Here is an 18,399-nt window from a genome sequence, read left to right on the forward strand (position 1 = left end):
TCTGTTCCGAGTCCATTGCCTGCTCCATGCGTTTGGCGTTGCAGCCAGGTTTGGCCGCAGCTGTTACCCATGGCGAGCAGTTTACGAACAAACACGCAGCGAGAGAATCGCCGCCGCGCGGCAGCTATTCTTCCGCGCGGCGGTTCAATCCGCGTCGGTGATCGCTTTGAGCGTGCTGAAATGGGCGCGCAGACGCGGGACCGCGAAGTCGACGAAAGCCCGGACTTTAGGCACCGCGAGACGGCCTTGCGGCGTGAGCAGATGAACAGGAAGCGGCGCCTGCTCGTGCCCGGTCAGCACGATCTTCAACGAAGCGTCGCGAACCTGTTCGGCGACGTGATACGAAAAGAGCCGCGTGACGCCGTGCCCGTCGACGGCGGAGGCCACCGCGCCCTGCACGCTGTTGACGATCAGCCGTGGCGTGAAGTGCACCGTTTGCGGCGCGGCGGAATTGTTCGACGACGGAAAGCTCCATGAATCGACGCCGAAATGCGTCATCGAAATAATCCGGTGCTGGGCGAGATCGGCGGGTTCCTTGAGGCGCGGGTGTTTGGCGAGATAGCGAGGGGCGGCAACTACCACGCGGCGTACTTCGCCGACCGGCATCGCGATTAGCGTCGAATCGGCCAGGTGGGCAATGCGCAGCGCGACGTCGATCCCTTCGTCGATCAGGTTGGCGGGGCGGTCGAGCAGGTAGAGGCGCGCGGTGACTTCCGGATACTGATCCACAAACTCGTCGAGCAGCGGACGCAGAAAGTCCTGACCGGCGGCCACGGGCGCGGTCAGCGTCAGCGTGCCGCGCGGCGCCGCGCGTTCGCCGGCAATCATCAGATCAGCTTCTTCGAGGTCGGTCAGGATTCGCCGACACGAGGCGGCGTAACGCTCGCCGGCTTCGCTCAGCTTGATCGTGCGCGTGGTGCGATGCAGTAGCGCCATGCCGACGTGCGCTTCGAGAAACGCAATGGCCCGGCTCACGGCGGCGGGCGAGCGGCCGAGGCGCCGGCCCGCCGCGGCAAGGCTGCCCTCGTCGAGGGCGCAGACGAACACCTTCATCGCATCGATTCGATCCATCGCCGGTCAGCCTTCAGGGGAGGGTCGAGGTGGCGTCGTCGTGCCGGGCGGAGCCGAGCGTCTCGACAAGAAAATCGACGAAGCGCCGCACCCGCAACGAGACATGGCGCTTGTGGGGGTACAACAGCACGAACGGCCGCGAGGCGCCGCCGAACGCGGGCAAAATTTCCACCAGACCGCCAGTCGCCAGGTCCCGCTCAACCACGAAACGATACGTCTGGAACAGTCCCGCGCCGCAGCGCGCCAACGTCACGCCACCGAGTACGTCGCCCGCGCTCGAATAACCGCCGTCCGTGAAATGCTCCTGCATGTGCTCCCCGTCTTTGAACAGCCAGGGAATTTTGCGGCCACTGCTCGGCAGGTCGAACTGGATGCAATCGTGGTGCGTGAGGTCGTCGACCGACCTGGGCATTCCGGCTCGCGACAGATAAGCGGGACTGGCCACCACGACCAGTTCCGCGTCCTCGAGCTTGCGGGCAATCAGATTTGATTCACCCGGCGCGCTGCCGCGAATCGCCAGATCGAAGCCTTCTTCGGCGAAATCGATGTTGCGATTGCTGATGTGGACGTCGACGTGCACTTGCGGATGTTGTTCGCGGAACGCCGGCAGGATGGGCAGCACGCGATAGTGCGCGTAGGGTGTCGGCATGCTGATGCGCAACACGCCGGCGGCGGCGGACTGCTGGCCGGTCGCTTCGCGCTCCGCGTCGAGGAGTTGTCCGAGCGCCTCGCGGCAACGCTCGTAGTATGTTCTACCCGCGTCGGTCAGCCGGATACGGCGCGTGGTTCTGACGAAGAGCCGCACCTCCAGGCGCTCCTCGAGCCGCGATACCGAGCGGCTCACCGCCGCAGGCGTGACGCCGGCCGCGGTGGCGGCGTCCGTAAAGCTCTCCAGTTCCGCGGCGAGACAGAACAGCTCGATACTGCCCAGCATCAAGTCGTCGAATTGACGCTTACTGGTTCGTTCGATGATCCGCGGGCTATTCATTACTTGGCGTATCAAATGAATTTGACATGGACGTATTTATCGACGCGAGTGGCATAAGTATAGTGAGTTACGTGGGAGCGGGACAGACATCGGGACGCCCCGCGGTGCCTGTGGATGGCGGACCGACTGCCGGCCGCTGGCAATCCCCTGTCGAACTTGGGCCAACTGAAAGGAGTGCATCATGCCGTACGTCAAGATCGAGGTGACGCGCGAAGGTGTCACGCGTGAACAGAAGAACGAGTTGATCAAGGGCGCCACCGATCTTATGGTGCGCGTGTTGCACAAGGACCCTGCAGCCACTTTTGTCGTGATCGAGGAAGTCGATACGGACAATTGGGGCTGGGGCGGTGAATCGATCACAGACATCCGAGCACGGCAGCGCTGAGCGCGTTGCGATTTCAAGGGGCTGAGGACATGAAGGACTCTCCGAATCTGCTCGCCCGGTTGGGCGTCGCGTTGCCGATCATCCAGGCGCCGATGGCGGGCGTTGGTACGCCGGCGCTGGCGGCGGCGGTATCGAATGCGGGCGCACTGGGCTCGCTCGGTGTCGGTGCGATGAACGCGCAGAGCGCGCGGGCGGCGATCCACGAAATTCGTGCATTGAGCAGCAAGCCGTTCAACGTCAATCTGTTTACCCATGCGCCGGCCGTTGCCGATCCCGTTCGTGAGGCGCGTTGGCTCGAGTATCTGGCGCCGCACTTCGCGCGCTTCGGCGCGAAACCGCCCGCGGCGCTGCGCGAGATCTACACGAGCTTTGTCGAAGATGACGCGATGTTCGAGATGCTCCTCGACGAGCGTCCGGCGATGGTCAGCTTTCACTTCGGCTTGCCGTCGGCTGCGAAAATCGCGGCGTTGCGCGAAGCCGGAATCGTGCTGGTGGCGAGTGCCACGAACCTCGACGAAGCCGCTCAGATCCATGCGGCCGGACTGGACGGCATCGTCGCGCAGGGCGCCGAGGCGGGCGGTCACCGGGGCAATTTCGATCCTTCGGCACCGGACGAATTGCTCGGCACGATGGCGCTCGTGCGGCTGATTGTTCGCGAGATTCCGCTGCCTCTGATTGCGGCCGGCGGCATCATGGACGGCGCGGGCATCGCGGCTGCGTTGGCGCTGGGCGCACAGGCCGCGCAACTCGGCACGGCATTCGTGGCGTCGCCCGAATCTGCTGCGGATGCTGCGTATCGTGCCGCGCTGCTGAGTCCCGAGAGCCGCACGACGTTCATTAGCGCGATTTCCGGACGGGCGGCGCGCGGCATCGAGAACCGCTTCAGTGAGTTGGGCGATGATCCAGCGCGCCCCGCGCTGCCTGACTATCCGATTACTTACGACGCCGGCAAGGCCTTGCATGCGGCCGCGAAAGCGCAGGGAAGCGCTGAGTATGCGGCTCAATGGGCAGGACAAGCCGTGCGGCTTTCACGTGCGATGCCGGCGGCGGAACTGGTTGAGACGCTAGTTCGTGAGATCCGTGAAGCGCAAACGAAGGGGTGATGCCGAGCGTTTAATCCGCAGTCGCGTCCACAGCCACTCGCTCACCAATTGTCCCGCATCGGAATTGAGTCAACCGAGCCAGCCGCCAGCGCAAGCGCCGCCGCTGCGGATAACGAACTGCTGTAACTATCGGCGTCCGCGTTCTTCGCTGCCAGCAATTGATTCTGCGCAAGCAGCGCGTCGGTGACCGAGCCGACGCCGTGCCGATAGGCATCGAACGCGGCGTCATACGTCGTTTGCGCGGCGGCAAGCAACTCTTTCGACGCAGCCTGTGCGGCGAGACTCGTCTGCAGCGTATTCTGCGCGGCGACGATTTGCCGAACCGCTTCTTCGCGGCTTCGCGTAAGACGGGTCGACGCGCTGTCGGCATCGTTGCGTGCCTGTGCGAGCACGGCCGATCTCAGGCCGCCGTCATACAGCGGAATCGTCACGCCGACGATCACGCTGCCGCCGTAACGACCGCCGCTCAGGTTCACCGTCGGCAGTTGCTGGCCGATGGCCGGCACCGCCGAAATCGATGAACTGCCGGTGTTGTACGCGCCATTCGCCGAGAGGAATACCTTCGGCATGAAGTCCGACTCGGCCGCTTTCACTTTCGCCAGATTGACCCGCTCGGCTGCATAGGCGCTCAACACGTCCGGGCGTCGAGCGATGGCGGACGACACGATCCGGTCGATCGAGTCGTTCGTGATCGCCGGGAGCGTGTGCGCCGGCATCTCGGCGATCCTGGGTTTCGACAGCGGAGAAATCCCCATCGCGGCGATCAGCGCGAGATAACTGTTGCTTTCGGCACCCTGCGCCTGGACGAGCGCGAGCCTGGCCTGCGCGCGATTCTGATTAGCCTGCGCGACTTCGATGACTGTGCCGACGCCGTGTTTGTAGCGCGACTGCGCGGCAGCGAGGATCGCTTCGGCGTTGTCGAGCCCTTGTTGTGTCGTGACGATGAGGGCGCGCGCGGCCTGATACATATAGAACGCGACGCTGACGTCGAAGATCACCTGTTGGTGAACGGCAGTGAAGGCGATGTTCGCCATCACCGAGGCCTGCGACGCAGCCTCGACGCGCGCGGCGCGTCCGCCGAAATCGAACAGCAGCCATTGCAACGCGACCACCGAAGTCATGCCGTGCCCTGTTGCGGTCGACGATGAATCGCCAAGTACGGACGTCTCCGAATTATGAAAGCCGGCGTATTGCCCCATCGCCGCGACCGACAGTTGCGGGAGGTATGCGCTCTTCGCGATGCCGGCCGCGAGCGCTACGTTGCGCGCGTCGTTCCAGGCGATGCGGGTTAGCGGATTCGCCGACTCCGCAAGGTCGATCAGTTCGGGTAGGTCGTATGCATGCGCCTGCTCGAGTGCCGGCGGAGGTGGCACGGCAGCGAGTGCGGGATTGGCGGGGAGCTGGTAGCTGTGTGCGGCAGTAGTCGACGCTGCGGAGTTAGCCGGTGCAGCGGAAGCAGCTGAAGCAGCCGAAGCCGGCCCAGGCACGATGGCGCCCGCCGCATCCGTCTGCGGTTGCCACGGACGATCGGGACTATCCGGCGCCATGTCCAGCGATGACGTGGCGCATCCTGCCAAACCCGCTGCGGCCAGGATCGCCAGTGCGAATGAAGGGTTAAGCCGGCGCATGAGTCGCGAGTCCCTTCGCTGCGTCGTCCGACGCAGCGTGTTCGAGTTGAGTGAGGCGTGCATCGCCGAGGCGTAGCAAAGCGGTGCGTGTGTCGTCGTTGGCTGCGGCTTCCGTTAAAGCCGCATCTGGGGCGACGGGTAAAGGCGTGACCTTGGCACCGGTTTCAGCCGCCGGCATCGGAAGCCCGTCCATGGCCCGCTTGATCCAGCCTTCAATCGCGGCATCGCCTGGTCGACGTTCCGCAAGCAGGAACATTGGCCCTTCCAGCGCATCGAGCTTAGCCAGCGCGCTGCGGCGTTCGGCGATCCACTGCGCTTCGGGGCGAACCCACGACGGCTCGTAATGCATCAACGCGATGTCTTGTTCCAGTGCGCCGCATTGAGCCATGGCGCTCGCGGCCTGCGCCCGGCGCGTGACGGCATCCGGCAGCGCCACCAGTCGTTCCCATTGCTGCCGCAGTGCGGCGAGCCCGGTGTCGATGCGCGCGGCCACGGTGACCGGCCACACGCGCGTGAAAACCAGATAGACGACCACGTTGCCAATCAGTATCCCGATCGTGCGATCTCGAGCGACCGTCAGATCGTAGCCAGGCGCCGCGCCCTGCAACACGCACATGAAGAACACCAGGGCGATCTGGAAACCGGCGTACGCCATCCGTGGCGAACCGAACGCGATCCACGCCGACAGCCATGCACCGACCAGTACGAGCGTCATCAACCCGGCGACGGACGTCAGCACGGGCGTGACGAACACGATCGCCGCGATACCCAGGAGCGCGCCCACCAGACACCCGGCGATCCGCAGTGTCATCTTCTCGACGGTTTCAGCGGTGGTACCAAGCGACACCATGTAGACCGTGATGAAGCAGGTGTGAATACCGGGCCAGTTGATCTGCGAATAAAGCAGATAGCAGAACATGGCCGCCACGGTGGTTTTCAGCGCGTAGCGGACGTGTTCGGGATTGGTGAATGCATCCGGCAGGAAGAACCCGCCGCCCTTGGCGGCGGGGGGCGGCGTGGGTTCGGCTTTGACTTGAGCTTGAGCTTGAGCTTGGGGTTGGGCTTCGGTTCGCGCGGCGGTTGCGACTTTGCCTTCGGCATCAGTTTGCGCCTGGGTTCGCGCATCGGTTTCAGTTTTGCCTGCGCCATCGACATCTGCCTGCGCCTCGACCACGGCGAAGCGCGTGATCGCATCGTGCAGATCCTCGACGACGATCCGCGCGAGCGGCGTCAGTTCGGCCCCGCTGGGCAGCTTGAGTTCGATGTCGATTGGATACCCACCTGCCTCAAGCATCTGCGCCATGTTCTCCAGTGTCTCGGCAACAGGCGCGGCGAACGATGCCGGCAGCCGTCCCGAAGAGTCGCGCACGGCGAGATCGGCCGCGACCAGAATCGCCAGCGTCGACGACACGGCTTGCCGCAGCGGCCCGACATCATCACGCACCGACGACCCGTCAACGACCGAGAGCTTGAGCCAGGTGCCGATTTCCGCGTCGCCCTCGCGCAGACATGCGCTGAGTTCGTCGGCGGTTGCCTCGGGTTCCACCAGGCTCTGCGCCGCGAGTCGCAGACGTTTCGCCAGTGCGCGCCCGACCAGCTTCCGTGGCGACGGCGCGATCAGCAGGTTGACGCCAATCGAGATCCCAACCGGAATCGCGACCATCAGCCAGACGTAGAGCAGGGCGCGCGTCGCCACTTCACCGAACGGTACGCTGCCGAGTTCGTCGAGTGCAAAGCCGACGATCATCGCGAGGATCGCGCCCACCGGCCGCAGTTTGCTCGCCGAGGTGACGAACAGCAGACCGAAGGATAGCCCCGTGATGCACGCAACTCGCCACATGGGATCGTCGAGCGCGAACATGGCCACCACCGTGACCAGGCCGATCATCAGCGTGACCAGCACCAGCAGCGCCGAGCTCAGTATCACGCTCAGCACCCGGTCGGGCCGGTTCAGGAAGAACACGACATAGGCGGAGATCGCCGCTTCCGGCGTGCCGTATGCGCTCGTCACGAACGCCGTCAGCGCGCAGATCAGCGCGATGCGCGTCGCCATCGCCGCGCGCCCGGGATAGGGCGCCAGCAGCTTCAGGATGTCGGCGGGGCCCGGTCGGGCAAGATCACCGGCAGGCTGCGCCATGCCGGACCTCGACTATCGCGCTCGCACCGATCCGCACCAGCCGGGCGGCCGGCTCGTCGAGCCGCACACGCACGGGGAAGCGCTGGGCGACTCGCACCCAGTTGACGGACTGCTGCACGATCGGCAAGGTGCGCGGCAGATTGATACGGTCGGAATCGGCAACGCCCGCGCCGATGCCGACCACCTTGCCGTGGATCGCCTGGCTGCGGTCGATCATCGAATAGACGGTCGCACAATCGCCTGGCTCGATCCGAGCGAGCGCGCCTTCCCGGAAGTTGGCGACGGCAAACCATTCGTCCGCATGGACGAGCGTGAAGATCGACTGATGCGGCGCGATCGTCTCGCCCGCCAGCACCGACAGCCCCGTGACGAAGCCATTCTGCGGCGCGCGCACGACGGTGTCCTCGAGACCGCGCTGCGCAAGCGCGAGGGCGGCTTCGCGCGCGTGCACCGAGGCGATGGCGCCCGCTTCGTCGCCGATCGTCTGCGCGGTGGCCTGCTTCTGCTCCTGCGCCTGTTTGAGCGACAACGCCGCGTCACGCTGCGCGACTTGCGCCTGATCCAGTTGCTGAACCGGGACATAGCCCTTCGCCACGAGCGGCGTGAGCCGCTCGACGGTGCGCGTTGCCAGTTCGTAGTTGTGTGCCGCTTTGCCGGTCTGGTCGCCGGCGATAACCGCCGTGGCGCGCTCGCCGACAATCGACCTGCGTCGCGTGTCGAGCGACGCGCGGGCCAGTTCGAGGTCGGCCTGCGCTTGCGCGACCGCGAGTCGATAAGGCACAGGATCGATCTCGAAGAGCACGTCGCCCTTTGCAACCCGCTGGTTTTCTTCCACCGGCAGCCTGATGATCCGGCCGCCGACTGGCGACGCGACGTGGACGACATCGGCATCGATCGTCGCGTCGTCCGTTGACGGAAACCGGGTGGTCCGGTCATAGCCGTACCAGGCCGCCGCGAGGCCGACTACGACGATGACGCCCGCGATCACGCGGCCCTTGACGGAGGCCTTCCGCTTGCCGGCGATTTTCATAGAAGTTGTCCCGTTCCCGAAAGCCAGCAGAGCACGGCGACCGTCAAACCGATGGCCAGGCAGACGGAGAGTTGAAGCGGAACGATCTGCGCCCACCCCGTGGACACGAAGATCCGATGGGCGACGAGCGCGCCGATGAGTCCGATCACCGCACTCAACAGCCAGAGCGGAAAGTAGGCGCCGAAGATTTCATACGACGGCGCACCGCGCAGCGTGCACCCCTGCAAGGACAGGCTAAGGGCAGCGACGGCCGAAAGATACCGCGTGCGGAGCACGATCGGGTCGCAGGCGCTTCTTTGATTTGGTTTGAACGGCATTGCGGCGTCGCGAGGTGAGTGAATACGTGGCGGAAGCAACCAAATTACCGGCACTTTACCAGCGCTGCAGTGTCGTTTCGATGTTTTCCGCTCTCGCACGCGTTTATCTGTTCCGGATCGTCGAAATCGATACGCCGGGCTCGCTCACTAGCATTGCAATGCCGGTTTCCGGGCCTGGCGTCGCAAATAGATGTTGTTGAAGATTAGCGCGGCGCCAGTCATGCACGCGCCTGCGATTTGCCAATGTCCCGGAACCACACCGGTCAACGAAGACACCACGAAGGTCGTGACTGGCAACACGTCCATGAACAGAACGCCGTTGAGCGGGGTGAGAATCTTGTTACCCGTGTTCCAGAACAGGATCGCGATGAAGCCGGCGATCGGGCCCATATAGAGAAGGTGAGGGACGATCGCATGCAATGCCGTTGCTGATGGCACCGGTACAACGTGAAGCGCGAACAACACCACGTTCAGGCCAACGATCGTGGTAAGTCCGAGCCAGGTGGTCATCGTCGTGTATTTGAGTGCGGACCAGCGCTTGAAGTGGGACGCGCTAAAGGTATATATCACCCAGCACAGCGCGCCGAGGACGATCAAGGCGTTCGCCGAATAGTGCTGCGGTTCGCGCAGAACGGCAGCGACGTCCCCTTTTGTCACCACAAGCGAGACGCCGGCGAATGACATCAGAATGAACAGAAACGAATAGAACGGCGGGCGGTGTTTGCGCACGATCGAGTTCACGAGCAGGCCCATCATGGGCTGCGTTGCCATCATGATCGATGCAGTCAGTGCACCCTCGCGCCCCGCCAGTTGCTGTCCCAGAAAGACGAACGATCCGAATCCGCAAAAGCCGACCGACCCGAGCAGCCACGCCAGGGCGAACGATTCCCCATTCGCCTTCAGCGCCCCCTTTCCTTCCTTTATCAGCAACAGGGTGAGAAACGCCGCGCCGGCGATCAGGTACCTGAGCGACGTAAACGTAAATGGATCGACATACACAAGGGCGCTCGTCATCACTGGAAACATGATGCCCATCAAGATCGTTGCCACCACGCAAAACGCAACGCCCTTCCAGTAGCTACCGCGGATCGACTGCGCAACCAGACCGGCAGACGGGCTACCCCGACCCGACACTGGCGTGACAGAAAATTCGATGGGTTTATTCATGAATGATCGTTCCAGAAATAGGAAAAATTTTTTAGACCAGCGCTCGCATAGTCATGTCTACGATCGACACCAGTTCGTTCCTGCTCACATTCACTTTCCCCAGCACGCGCAAGCCCTGAACCATGCAGAGCAGAAAGTTGCCGACAGATTGCTCGTCGAGTTCGGCGTTGAATTCCCCCGCTTGTTGGCCGCGAACCACTGCAGCTACCAGATGTGAGGCAATACGTCTCAAGGTGGTCTCGATGTGAGGGCGCAAAGCCTCGTCAGCCGGCAACATTTCGATGGCTGCGTTTGTGATGAGGCATCCGTGGCGCCCCGACAGCTTGCTGGCGACCTGCGTGTAGTGAAGCAAAGCCTCACGAAGTGCTTCTCGCGGCGGCAGATCGGCGGCGAGTCGCTCTTTCAGGCGAGCAATGGCGCCTTCTGCGTAGCGGTCGAATGCGGCGACCAGAAGCCCGTGTTTATCGCCGAACGTACTGTAGAGGCTGGCACGGAAAAGGCCCGTTGACTGGCATAAGGATTCAATCGACGTTGCATGGTAGCCCTGTTCCCAGAAGACTTTGCCGGCAATGCCGGTTACTTCGTCAAGATCGAATTCACGTGGCCGCCCGCGCTCGGGCGACGGGACGGAAGGGCTGGCGGAAGGAGGGTGTCGTCTCATGGTGAAACAATATTAAGACTGATCGTTCTGAAATTCAAGTGTGTTCGAGGTCACCCGGTACAGCCAGCGCTGACGTGCTGCGGCAATTGCACGTGCAGCAACATCGCGTTTCAGGCGAAGGCGACATAAGCCGCCACGAGGATCATGCAGATACCGAACACACGTCCCTGAATCCGCAACGCACGTGCGGATCGAAACCGGCGAAGAATCAACTGGCCGCCATAGATCCATGGAAAATGGCAGACCATGCACACCACGAGAAACGCTGCCGCGAACTGAAAGACTTGTCCCGGGAGCGGTTTTGCCGAGTCGAGAAACTGCGAAAACATTACCAGAATCATCGAGTGAATCTTGGGGTTGAGGATCACGGATAGAAATCCGTCGCCGGTATTCAGGCGTGAATGATCCTGCTCGCTGCTGTTTGCGGATTGGGCCGACCAACGAAAAAATCCCCAGGCAAGATAGAGCAGATAGACGGTGCCCGCCCACTTGAGCACCATCTGGATTTCGGGGTGGCCGTGCAGCACCTTGCCGAGACCCAGTCCGTAGACGAGGCACAACACGAGATTGGCTATTTCGAAGCCGGCCCAGAATGGAATCGAGCCGGCCACGCCGTAGCGGCCGCCGGCGGTCGCGAGGACCGTGTTACCGGGACCGGGGCTGACGACCATCGGTACGGTGTAGCCAAGAAACAGGATCCAGATGTTCCATGCAATCATCGATTGACCTCATGTCGATAAGGAGCCGGGACATCACGTTTGCCCGCGCAGTGTGTGATTAGAAGCGACTTCCTCCTGCGTCACAAACGGGTTATCTTCATGCTCTCGATAAACCACGGTAATCGACGAATCCATGCGACGCCTGCCTCCGCTAGGTGCGCTGCGCGCCTTTGAAGCCGCGGCCCAGCATCTGAGCTTTACCCGTGCTGCTGCCGAACTGTATGTAACGCAGGCGGCCATCAGTCATCAGATTCGCCAGCTCGAGGATTGGTTGGGCTTTCGTTTGTTCGAGCGTCGCGGGCATGCGCTGAAGCTCACCGCAAAGGGCGAAGCCTATCTTCCGGAACTGGCCGGCGCGCTCGATCGCATCGCGGCGGCAACGCTGCGTCTGATGGAGCCCGATGCGCGGCCGCTGCGCATCACGGTTCTGCCGTCGTTCGCTTCGCGATGGCTGGTGCCGCGTCTTGAAGCGTTTCGCGTCTTGCATCCGGACATCGACGTGCGCCTCGATAGTTCGGCTGATGTGTGGACATTCGCAACGGAGCGCTTCGATCTCGGCATTCGCTCAGGACTCGGGAAATGGACCGGTGTGAAAGCTGACCTGATTGCTCGTGAAACGCTGAGTCCGGTCTGCAGTCCGACGCTCGCCGATGGGCCGCCTGCCATTCGTGTTCCGACCGACTTGCGCCATGTCCGCTTGTTGTACGACACGCCGCGCGAGGCGTGGCGGCACTGGTGCGACGAGGCGGGAATAGCGGGACTCGACATGGATGCTGGCGCGTCGTTTAACGACACGAGCCTCGCATTGCAAGCCGCGGTGGAGGGGCAGGGAGTGGCATTAGGCCGGCTGATGCTCGCCGCGGACGATCTGCGTACCGGTCGACTGGTACAGCCTTTCGACGTCGTGCTGCCCAACGATTACAGCTACTGGCTTGTGTATCCGGCTGCGGCGCTGGAGCGCGCCAACGTCGTGGCTTTCCGGAACTGGCTGCTTTCTGAGGCGAAGCAGAGTGCGGAGCCGATTTCCATCGTCTAGGGTCTGTGGCTACCCATTGGCTTTGCGCGGCCATCTTCGCCACCTAACGACGCCCGCTGCGGCCCCACACGTAACGTATCCAACGCTGCCACCTGCTCCGTTGCGGAGCGATAGCGTTGCGTGATGCCTGCTCTTCGCGGTCGCGCTCGACGCTCTTTTGCACCTGATTGTGGATCTGGCGCAGCGTCAAACCACCGGGGCCTTTCAGTTTGTCGGGATCGGAATCGGAGTCAGAGTCGTCTTTCATGGGAATAGCCAGGTCCGGATGAGTCGGCTTGATCTTGATACAGATGGCCAGTCGCGGCAAGCACGTGAAAGAGGCTTTTACGTGAACCGCCTTCGAATCCACAGGACTGGCACAATCGGGGTGACCTCCGATTCACCAGGGAATTTCCATGTCAGACGCTGTCCCGTCTTCGCCGCCTGCATCCGCTTCACGACGTATCGGCCCTCTGTTTGCCCTGTTGCCCTTCCTGCGCCCCTATGCGGGCCGCTGGGCGCTCGCGTTCCTCGCGCTGGTGACCTCGGCCGGCGCCACGCTGGTGTTGCCGGTGGCGTTCAAATACCTGATCGATCGTGGCTTCGCGGGAGGCGACCGGGCGCACATCGATCGCTATTTCTTCGCGCTGTTTCTCGTTTCGCTGGTACTGGCCGCCGCTACGGCGCTGCGCTTCTACCTCGTGTCGTGGCTGGGAGAGCGGGTCACGGCCGACTTGCGGCGAGCCGTCTACGATCATGTGCTGGGAATGAGTCCGCAGTTCTTCGAGACCACGCAAACCGGCGAGGTGCTGTCACGACTCACCGCCGACACCACCCTGATCCAGGCGGTGGTGGGCACGAGCCTGTCGCTGGGATTGCGCAACTTCTTCCTGTTGGTCGGCGGCGTGGCGATGCTGGCGGTGACGAGCCCGGTGCTGTCCGGCTACATCATCGCGACGCTGGTCGTGGTGGTCGCGCCGATCGTGATCTTCGGCCGGCGTGTGCGGCGGCTCTCGCGCGCGAGCCAGGACAAGATCGCGAACACCAGCGCGTTGGCAGGCGAGGTGCTCAATGCCATGCCGACCGTGCAGTCGTATACGCAGGAACCCTTCGAGGTGCGGCGCTTTGCCGGCGCGGTGGAAGCAGCCTTTGATACGGCGCTCACGCGCATTCGCGCGCGCGCCTGGCTGACCGCCGTGGTGATCGTGCTGGTGTTCAGCGCCATCGTGTTCGTGCTGTGGCTCGGCGCGCAGGCGGTGCTGGCTGGGCGGATGACAGCGGGCCAGCTGTCGCAGTTCATTCTCTACGCGGTGTTCACGGCGGGTGCCGTGGGAGCAGTTGCCGAAGTGTGGGGCGATCTGCAGCGCGCTGCCGGTGCCACTGAACGTTTGCTGCAACTGCTGGCGGCGCGTTCGCCGGTGGTGCAGGCCGAGACCACGGTCGCGCTGCCTGCGCGAGGCGAGGGCATCCGCTTCGACAACGTCGGCTTCTCGTATCCGTCGCGCCCCGGCATCGCAGCGCTTTCCGCACTCTCGCTCGATGTCCGTCCGGGCGAACATGTCGCTTTGGTCGGACCGTCCGGTGCGGGCAAGACCACGTTGTTTCAATTGCTGTTGCGTTTTTACGATCCGCAGTCAGGCAGCATTCTGATCAACGGCGTCCCGACGCGCGATGTGCCGCTCGTCGAGTTGCGCAAGGAAATCGGCGTGGTGTTGCAGGAGTCGGTGATTTTTTCCGGCAGCGTGCTCGACAACATCCGCTACGGCGCGCCGGAAGCCACGCTCGAGCAAGTGCAACGGGCGGCCGAGATGGCCGCTGCGGCCGGCTTTATCGACGAACTGCCGCAAGGCTACGACACCTTTCTCGGCGAGCGTGGCGTGCGGTTGTCTGGCGGACAGCGCCAGCGCATTGCGATCGCTCGCGCGATCCTGAAGAATCCGCCCATTCTGCTGCTGGACGAAGCGACCAGCGCGCTCGATGCCGCCAGTGAACGGCTGGTGCAAAAGGCGTTGGACAATGCCGCGCAGAACCGCACCACACTGGTTATCGCGCACCGTCTTGCGACTGTGCAACAGGCTGACCGCATCGTCGTACTGGAACAAGGCCGCATCGTCGCGCAGGGCCGTCACGCAGAGCTTCTTCTGAGTTCACCGCTCTATGCGCAGCTTGCCGCTCTGCAGTTCGGCGAGCAGTTGGGGCACGCGGTGCAGCAAGGCGCGGTGAGCGATCCGATTGACTCGGTGTGACAAAGCAGCCATGCGCAACCGCGCAGCTATCGCGCGCTCGGCCCGGTCGATTGCCTGAGCTGGAATAGCGCACGCACTTCGTGTCCGTGCTGCGGGCGCTTGCCGTCGAGCACATCGAGCAGATACTGCGCGGTAAGACGCCCGATCTCGTACGTGTCGACTCGCATCGTCGTCAGTGCGGGGCGTAGCTCTTTCGCGATCTCAAGATCGTCGAAGCCCGTTACGGATAGTTCACCGGGAATGGCGATATCCAGTTCCTCCGCCTCGCGCAGGACGCCCAGCGCGATGTGATCGTTGCCGCAAATGATCGCGGTCGGGTGCTCGCATGGCGCTTGCCAGATCGAGCGCAGGCAGCGTCGGCCGAATTCGATCGTTGATTTGCCTTCGAGCATGTGCTCCGGCCGCACCGCGAGGCCATGGCGTTCGAGTGTCGAGCGGATGCCTGCCACGCGCGCCTGCACGCGATCGTTGTCACGCGTCGGCTGAATGCAGACCGCGAACGAGCGATGCCCGAGGCCGATCAGATGTTCGGTGATCTCCGTGTAGGCCGCGTGATTGTCGAAGCCGACGCAGATATGTGGACTGTCCTTGCGATACGCGTACGTGACCGCATAAGGCACGCGATAACTGCGCAACGCCTCGAATAATTCGGGCGGGTGAGCCTCGCCAACCACGGCCATCGCCTCGACACCGCGTGCGAGCATGGCGCGCACCTGCACGAGCGCCTGCGCCGGATCGTAGTTCGAGCAGCCGAGCACGAGTGTGATGCCGCGTGCCGCGAACGCAGCCTGCATGGCGCTCACTTGCGAAGCGAACACCTGGTCGTCCAGCGTTGGAATGATGATGCCGGCAATGTGACTGCGCGTCGAAGCAAGCGCGCGGCCCGCTGCGTTGGGGAACCAGTTGAGCGTGAGCGCGGCGTGTTCGACACGCTCGCGCACGTTTGCCGAGACCTTGTCCGGCTCGTTGTAGACCCGCGATACGGTCGCCGTCGATACGCCCGCAAGCTTGGCGACATCGGACAGCACGGTACGGCCCGTGTTGCGGCGGGCACGGTTCGTCGGGGTTCGGACGGTGGCCGAGGACGCGGGGGAGTCGGCGGAATCGGGCATTGGATCAGAAAACGAAGAGTGAATCGGAGAACGCCCGACATCTTACCGCCGCCTGCGCGCGCGAAGCGCGGGCGGATATGGCAGTGGGTGCTCGCGTTCCGGTCACTGGGTGTTTCTGACGGCTGATGCCCACGAGCCTACCCGCGTTGACCGAGTGCGGCGATGCGCGAGCGGAAATGCTCGGTGCCGGCGACGATCTTGTCGAGTACCGCGTCGAGCGCCCAGAAACGTTCGCGCACGTCATAGTCGATCGCGCGGCAGCGAATCGAATCGAACGTGCCGATACGCTGGTGATAGATCTTTGCAAGCGCGGGGTAACCGAGCGCTTCGGATACGGCGGCGAGCACGAGAAACGTCGCGAGTTCCTCCGCGAGAGCCGGGTCCTGTGCCGCGTCATTGCGCAGCCAGTTGTACAGATCCGGGTGGAAGTTCGTGAATACACCGTTGAAGCCTGCGGAACCGGCCTTCATGGCGTCCCACGCGATGGCCGCGTTGGCGTTCAGGATCTTCAGCGGCGAGCCTTGGGCGAGCGCGACGCGCCGCTTGACGGTCGCGAGATCGCAACTCACGTCCTTCAGCATGATGAAGCGGCCGGTATCGATGCAGAGCTTCAGTTCATCGTCGGACAGCAGCCGGCGGTAGGGCGCGGGGCATTCGTACAAACCGAGCGGCATGTCCGAAGGAAGTCGCGTGAGGAGCCGCTTGAGATTGGCCGCGAAGGCCTCCGTTCCCTGACGATTCGGATCGAGCCGGTTCGTCACGAGCACGACGCCTTGCGCGCCGGTAGACGCGGCGACGTTCAGCTCTTCGGCCTGGGCATCGGCGTCGTCGCTGATGTGGCCCGAGACCACGACAGGAATGCGGCCGGCGACCTTCTCAACGACGAAGCGTCCCAGCGCGCCACGCTCGGCGAGCGTCAGAAACTGCATTTCACTCGATTGGGCGACGGCGAACAGCGCGTCGGATCCGTGCGCGATGTACCACTCGATCAGGCGTTCGAGTCCGGCGTAGTCGATGGCGCCGGAATCGTCGAACGGCGTCAGCATCACGGGAACGATGCCCTCAACTGAGGTCGTGGCTTGCTTGGCGGTAGTCATGTTGTTGATCTCCGGGGAAGAGTTCGATGAGAGGGCGCAGCGGCCGCCTTCAGGCGGGCGCGCGCAGGGTTTCAGTGGAGACGGGCTGGTCGTCGATCGGTTTGCGCACCAGCAGGAGGTAGCTCATGGCGCCGGCAAACGCGATGCCGGCGGCCGTCAGCAAAGCAGGGACGAACGACCAGGTCTGAGCGATATAGCCGGTCAGGATCGGTGCGAGGGCGCCGCCCAGAAAGCCGCCGAAGTTCTGGATCGCGCCGAGTGAGCCGACGCGGTTCGGCGGTGCGGCGGCGGTGGCAAGCGCCCATGAACTGGCGGAGGCGGCGTTCGCCAGAAAGATCACCACCGAGATGCACACGATCGCGATCGTGTTGCTCTCGACGAGCGCCGCCGGAATGGTGAACGCGACCATGCCGAGCATCGCGATCACCACCGCATTGCGGCGGCTGGTGACCGGGTTCGAGCTGCCGCTCGTGATGAGATCGGAGAACCAGCCGGCCGTGAGCGAGCCCAGAAAGCCGCAGAAGAACGGTATCGACGCAGCAATGCCCGTATGCATCAGGCTCATGTGCCGCTCCATCGTCAGGTAGCCAGGCAGCCACGTGAGGTACACCCAGTTCAGGTAGACCGAGCCGAAGAAGCCGATCAGCATGCCCCACGTGGTTCCGTGGGAAAACAGCGAACGCCAGTCGGCGAACGTGACCGCGGGGGCCGGCTTGCGGTCCGCTTTGTCGCCTTCGAGATAGCGCCGCTCTGCTTCGCTCATCGTGGCTTTGACGGGATCGCGATACACCGCGAGCCATACGACAGCGACCACCAGACCCAGCACGCCCGTCACGATGAAGGCCCAGCGCCAGTGAAACTGAACCACGATGATCGACAGGCAAAGCGGCGCGAGCGCCGTACCGAGCGGGGACGCCGAATTGAAGATGCCGGTCGGCTTGCCACGCGCGCGCAACGGAAACCAGTTGCTGACGACACGCGCCGCCGACGGAAACTGCGGCGCCTCGCCGATGCCCAGTACGATTCGCGCAAGGACGAACCAGCCGAAAGTCGAGACGAATCCGCCGGAGGCCTGCGCGATTGACCAGACGATCAGGCCGATGCCGAGCAGCTTGCGCGGTCCGATCCGGTCGACGAGGCCGCCCACCGGCAACTGGAACAACGCGTAGCTCCAGGAGAACGCGGACAGCAGCAGACCCATCTGGCCGAGCGAGAGCCCCAGGTCATGACGGATCAACGGATTGGCTACCGCGAGCGTTCCACGGTCCAGATAGTTGACGATGCCGCTCACCATCAGCAGCGTGAGCGCCACGATCTGGGCGCGGCGGATTTTCGGTGGGGCCTGCTCGAGATTCGGGGTGGCGCTCATGCTGGTTGTCTCCGGTTTAAGTCTTTGTTTGGGGTGGGGCGCGCTGATGCGGTGTCAGGTTGCCGGGAGATCGGGGTTCTCCAATTGCCATTACTCGCGCTATGTTAGCGCTTACATATTGACGTGTTGACCGTGTATCAGGTGGTCATTTCAGCTAGCTAAAGCTGCGTGTTTAAAATGATAGCGCTTACATTTTGAGCCACATTCCGACGAAGTGGCAAGTGTCAGAGTGGGTTTGGCGGGTAAACACCAGTCATTCGCGGCTGAATTCCAGCGTTCGGGGCGGCGCAGGCGCCGCCGCGAAGCCAGGCGCGGTGTTGAAACGCTAAAGCGTCGGAGGCGTCAGAGCGGGCA

The 18,399-nt window shown here is 63.4% G+C and carries 17 protein-coding genes; 4 read left to right on the forward strand and 13 right to left on the reverse strand.

Annotation, left to right across the window (positions count from 1 at the left end):
- Positions 1–144 precede the first annotated feature (144 nt).
- Positions 145–1,071: a LysR family transcriptional regulator gene (locus tag M0D66_RS08900; protein WP_093633088.1), complete on the reverse strand. Its 927-nt coding sequence runs from the start codon at positions 1,069–1,071 to the stop codon at positions 145–147.
- 13 nt (positions 1,072–1,084) lie between these two features.
- The gene (locus M0D66_RS08905; RefSeq protein ID WP_211702666.1) at positions 1,085–2,059 is read right to left on the reverse strand and encodes a LysR family transcriptional regulator; all 975 of its coding nucleotides are present in this window, start codon (positions 2,057–2,059) and stop codon (positions 1,085–1,087) included.
- 181 nt (positions 2,060–2,240) lie between these two features.
- On the opposite strand from M0D66_RS08905, the gene M0D66_RS08910 reads away from it, so the two are divergent.
- Together M0D66_RS08910 and M0D66_RS08915 are read left to right on the forward strand one after the other, a co-directional pair.
- On the forward strand, positions 2,241–2,444 hold the full coding sequence (locus M0D66_RS08910; protein WP_266210601.1) for a 4-oxalocrotonate tautomerase family protein: 204 nt from the start codon (positions 2,241–2,243) through the stop codon (positions 2,442–2,444).
- Positions 2,445–2,473: 29 nt separating this feature from the next.
- Complete coding sequence (locus tag M0D66_RS08915) at positions 2,474–3,547, forward strand: nitronate monooxygenase family protein (RefSeq protein WP_266210602.1); 1,074 nt, start codon at positions 2,474–2,476, stop codon at positions 3,545–3,547.
- 41 nt (positions 3,548–3,588) lie between these two features.
- Here the strand turns inward: M0D66_RS08915 and M0D66_RS08920 are convergent, their stop codons facing one another.
- The 7 genes from M0D66_RS08920 to M0D66_RS08950 form a co-directional block, all read right to left on the reverse strand.
- A complete protein-coding gene (locus tag M0D66_RS08920; RefSeq protein ID WP_266210603.1) occupies positions 3,589–5,175 on the reverse strand; it encodes a TolC family protein in 1,587 nt (528 codons plus the stop codon).
- The gene (locus M0D66_RS08925) at positions 5,162–7,312 is read right to left on the reverse strand and encodes an FUSC family protein (RefSeq protein ID WP_266210604.1); all 2,151 of its coding nucleotides are present in this window, start codon (positions 7,310–7,312) and stop codon (positions 5,162–5,164) included. Before M0D66_RS08925 ends, M0D66_RS08920 begins: the two co-directional genes overlap by 14 nt.
- Positions 7,293–8,342, reverse strand: coding sequence for a multidrug transporter subunit MdtN (gene mdtN, locus M0D66_RS08930; protein WP_211702670.1), 1,050 nt, complete (start codon positions 8,340–8,342; stop codon positions 7,293–7,295). Before mdtN ends, M0D66_RS08925 begins: the two co-directional genes overlap by 20 nt.
- Positions 8,339–8,659, reverse strand: coding sequence for a hypothetical protein (locus tag M0D66_RS08935; RefSeq protein WP_244864129.1), 321 nt, complete (start codon positions 8,657–8,659; stop codon positions 8,339–8,341). The genes mdtN and M0D66_RS08935 overlap by 4 nt, the downstream gene beginning before the upstream one ends.
- 147 nt (positions 8,660–8,806) lie before the next feature.
- Positions 8,807–9,826: a DMT family transporter gene (locus M0D66_RS08940; RefSeq protein WP_256457730.1), complete on the reverse strand. Its 1,020-nt coding sequence runs from the start codon at positions 9,824–9,826 to the stop codon at positions 8,807–8,809.
- Positions 9,827–9,857: 31 nt separating this feature from the next.
- On the reverse strand, positions 9,858–10,487 hold the full coding sequence (locus M0D66_RS08945) for a TetR/AcrR family transcriptional regulator (protein WP_266210605.1): 630 nt from the start codon (positions 10,485–10,487) through the stop codon (positions 9,858–9,860).
- Positions 10,488–10,597: 110 nt separating this feature from the next.
- Positions 10,598–11,206 (reverse strand): LysE family translocator, encoded by a 609-nt coding sequence (locus M0D66_RS08950; protein WP_200620471.1) that lies wholly within the window; start codon positions 11,204–11,206, stop codon positions 10,598–10,600.
- 133 nt (positions 11,207–11,339) lie between these two features.
- On the opposite strand from M0D66_RS08950, the gene M0D66_RS08955 reads away from it, so the two are divergent.
- Positions 11,340–12,242: a transcriptional regulator GcvA gene (locus tag M0D66_RS08955; protein WP_256457732.1), complete on the forward strand. Its 903-nt coding sequence runs from the start codon at positions 11,340–11,342 to the stop codon at positions 12,240–12,242.
- 43 nt (positions 12,243–12,285) lie between these two features.
- Here M0D66_RS08955 and M0D66_RS08960 read toward each other — a convergent pair whose 3' ends face one another.
- Positions 12,286–12,489 (reverse strand): hypothetical protein, encoded by a 204-nt coding sequence (locus M0D66_RS08960; RefSeq protein WP_256457733.1) that lies wholly within the window; start codon positions 12,487–12,489, stop codon positions 12,286–12,288.
- A 148-nt stretch (positions 12,490–12,637) separates the two neighbouring features.
- Here M0D66_RS08960 and M0D66_RS08965 point away from each other — a divergent pair, with 148 nt between their 5' ends.
- Positions 12,638–14,467 carry an ABC transporter transmembrane domain-containing protein gene (locus M0D66_RS08965; protein WP_266210606.1) on the forward strand — a complete coding sequence of 610 codons (1,830 nt, stop codon included), beginning with the start codon at positions 12,638–12,640 and terminating at the stop codon, positions 14,465–14,467.
- A gap of 26 nt (positions 14,468–14,493) precedes the next feature.
- Here the strand turns inward: M0D66_RS08965 and M0D66_RS08970 are convergent, their stop codons facing one another.
- The 3 genes from M0D66_RS08970 to M0D66_RS08980 all read right to left on the reverse strand — a co-directional run bounded on the left by M0D66_RS08970 (position 14,494) and on the right by M0D66_RS08980 (position 18,045).
- On the reverse strand, positions 14,494–15,579 hold the full coding sequence (locus M0D66_RS08970; protein ID WP_266210607.1) for a LacI family DNA-binding transcriptional regulator: 1,086 nt from the start codon (positions 15,577–15,579) through the stop codon (positions 14,494–14,496).
- Between the two features lie 137 nt (positions 15,580–15,716).
- Positions 15,717–16,676, reverse strand: a complete 960-nt coding sequence (locus tag M0D66_RS08975) for a dihydrodipicolinate synthase family protein (protein WP_211702682.1) — start codon at positions 16,674–16,676, stop codon at positions 15,717–15,719.
- A 49-nt stretch (positions 16,677–16,725) separates the two neighbouring features.
- Positions 16,726–18,045, reverse strand: a complete 1,320-nt coding sequence (locus tag M0D66_RS08980) for an MFS transporter (RefSeq protein WP_266210608.1) — start codon at positions 18,043–18,045, stop codon at positions 16,726–16,728.
- Between the last annotated feature and the right edge of the window lie 354 nt (positions 18,046–18,399).

It is taken from the genome of Paraburkholderia sp. SECH2, from assembly GCF_030464795.1.
Taxonomy (GTDB): Bacteria; Pseudomonadota; Gammaproteobacteria; order Burkholderiales; family Burkholderiaceae; genus Paraburkholderia; species Paraburkholderia aspalathi.